We start from the raw sequence: 2,389 nt of genomic DNA on the forward strand, positions 1-2,389 counted from the left end.
CGCGAGGGCCAGCGCGGTGCCCACCTGCTCGCTCACCGTCGCGGTGCCGGGCTCGGGGTCGATCCGGCAGGTGCCGTCGAGCACGGAGGGAGCCGGGAGCGCGGTCAGCCGCACGCTGCCGCACGCCAGGGTCACCTCGTACTCCTCCCGGGCGGCGCACATCAGCAGGGACGCCGCCACCGAGGCCGCGAGCTCGAAGCCCTCGACGGTGGGGTAGGCCGCGGGGTCGGCGTCCACCACCACGGTCGCGTGGTTGCGGCGGGTGTCGTGGTACTGCCGGACGAGCAGCTCACCGGCGCGGGCCGAGGAGCGCCAGTGCACGTGACGCAGGTCGTCGCCGGGGACGTACTCCCGCAGCGCGTGGAAGGCCAGGTCGCTCATCGACACCCGGTCGCTCGGCGTGCCCTCGAGGTCGCGCACCCGCCCGGCGCCCAGGCTCGGCACCACCACCATCGCCGGGCGCACGAAGAGCTCACGGGCCGGCCCCCAGCGCACCGGCCGGTGCAGCAGTCCCATCGGATCGGAGCGGATCGCGGTGGCCGGTCCCACCTGCAGGACGCCCCGGGCGAGGTCGTCGACGAGCACCTCCGCCCGCTCGGTGGCCCCGCGGTCGAGGGACGGCATCCGGACCCACGACTCGCGGTCCCCGACAGGCACCCGCAGCAGCGGCTGCCACAGCGGCAGGCTGCCCCGGTTGGTGGCGGTGAGGGATGCCTCGACGGCCTCGCCGGCGGTCGTCCGCGGCGGGCGGAGCCGCAGGTCGGCGTCGACCCGCATCGGCACCAGCAGCCAGGGCACGGACGCGAGCAGGACACCGAGGCACATCACCGCCACGAGACGCAGCTCGACGAGGCCCCCCCACGTGGAACCGGCGTACGCCGCGAGCCCCAGGAGCAGCACGGCACGCCCGGTGGGCGTGGGGACCCGCAGGACCGCGAGCGCGCGCGACAGCACGACGGGCACTCTCAGCCGCGGTAGGTCGGGGGCTCGACCGACTCGAGCAGCCGCTCGATCACGTCGTCGACCGAGACGCCGTTGAACGCCGCCTGCGGGTCGAGCAGCAGCCGGTGGCAGAGCACCGGGGTGGCCAGGGCGGTGATGTCGCCGGGGATCACCGTGGTCCGGCCGTCGGCCGCGGCCCACGTCTTGGCCACCCGGATGAAGGCCAGGCAGCCGCGGGCGGACAGGCCCATCTTCACGTGCTGGAGCTCACGGCTGGCCTCCGCGAGCTGGCGCACGTAGCGCACGACGGCACGGTCGACGTACACCTCACCGGCGACCCGGGTGAGCTCGGAGACGACCTCGAGGGAGACGACGGGGGCGACCAGGGAGGCGCGGTCGCGCACCGCCGAGCCGAGCAGCAGCTCCTCGGTGGCGTCGGCGTCGGGGTAGCCGACGGACGTCTTCATGAGGAAGCGGTCGAGCTGGGCCTCGGGCAGCCGGTAGGTGCCGGCCTGCTCGATGGGGTTCTGGGTGGCGATGACCATGAAGGGCCGCGGCACGTCGTGGGTGATCCCGTCGACGGTCACGTGCCCCTCCTCCATCACCTCGAGCAGGGCCGACTGCGTCTTGGGCGAGGCCCGGTTGATCTCGTCGGCCAGCACGATGTCGTGGAAGATCGGGCCACGGTGGAAGTCGAAGGTGCCCTTGTGCTGGTCGTAGACCGTCACGCCGGTGACGTCGGTGGGCAGCAGGTCGGGCGTGAACTGGATCCGCGCGTGGCTGCCCTCGATGGTGTTGGACAGCGCGCGCGCCAGCATCGTCTTGCCGGTGCCGGGCAGGTCCTCGAGCAGCAGGTGGCCCTCGGAGACCAGGCAGGTGAGGGCGAGGCGGACGACGTGGTCCTTGCCGAGGACGGCACGACCCATGTGGTCGGCGACCTGGGTGAAGGTGCGGCTGAACCACTCCGCCTCGTGCGCGGTGATCGATCCGGTGCTGCCGTCGACCGCCGTCGCGTGGGTGTCAGTCATGTCCGCCTCTCCGTCTGGGCGAAGGGTACGCGGGCGCGGGCCGGCTGGGGGCGCAGTGGCAGACTCTGGCCGTGTCATCCAGCCCCCGGTCGCGCGCCTGCACGCGCCTCCCGCGTCGTACGACGACCCGGCTGACCGGGCTGGTGGTGGTCCTGCCGCTGCTCCTCGGGGGATGCGGCGACGAGCCGCGACCCACGCCGCAGGCGCTGGCCGAGGCCCCGGAGCCGACCGTCCCGGCGTACGGCACCGACGACTCGCTGCCCGCCGGGCAGGCGGCCCTCTCGCTGGTCCCCGCCGACGCGACCCTGGTGACGGTGACCGACTTCGACGCCTCCCGGCGTGCCCTCGGGGTGCCCGACCTGACCAGCGACGACCTCGTGCGGGACCGCACCGACTACTGGGAGCGGGCGCCCCGGGAG

Annotated in this window: 3 protein-coding genes; 1 reads left to right on the plus strand and 2 read right to left on the minus strand. The window is 74.1% G+C overall.

All coding sequences use genetic code 11. The features are described 5' to 3' along the window. The coding region (locus ACXJKL_RS19390; RefSeq protein ID WP_457208635.1) for a DUF58 domain-containing protein at positions 1-954 on the minus strand (954 nt) is incomplete at its 3' end. Between the two features lie 11 nt (positions 955-965). Beyond that, entirely contained in the window at positions 966-1,970 is a 1,005-nt protein-coding gene (locus ACXJKL_RS19395; RefSeq protein WP_457208636.1) for an AAA family ATPase, read from the minus strand. Between the two features lie 71 nt (positions 1,971-2,041). On the opposite strand from ACXJKL_RS19395, the gene ACXJKL_RS19400 reads away from it, so the two are divergent. After that, positions 2,042-2,389 (plus strand): hypothetical protein (locus tag ACXJKL_RS19400; protein WP_457208637.1); only part of this gene is annotated, 348 nt, incomplete at its 3' end.

This window comes from Nocardioides sp. P5_C9_2 (assembly GCF_054049555.1).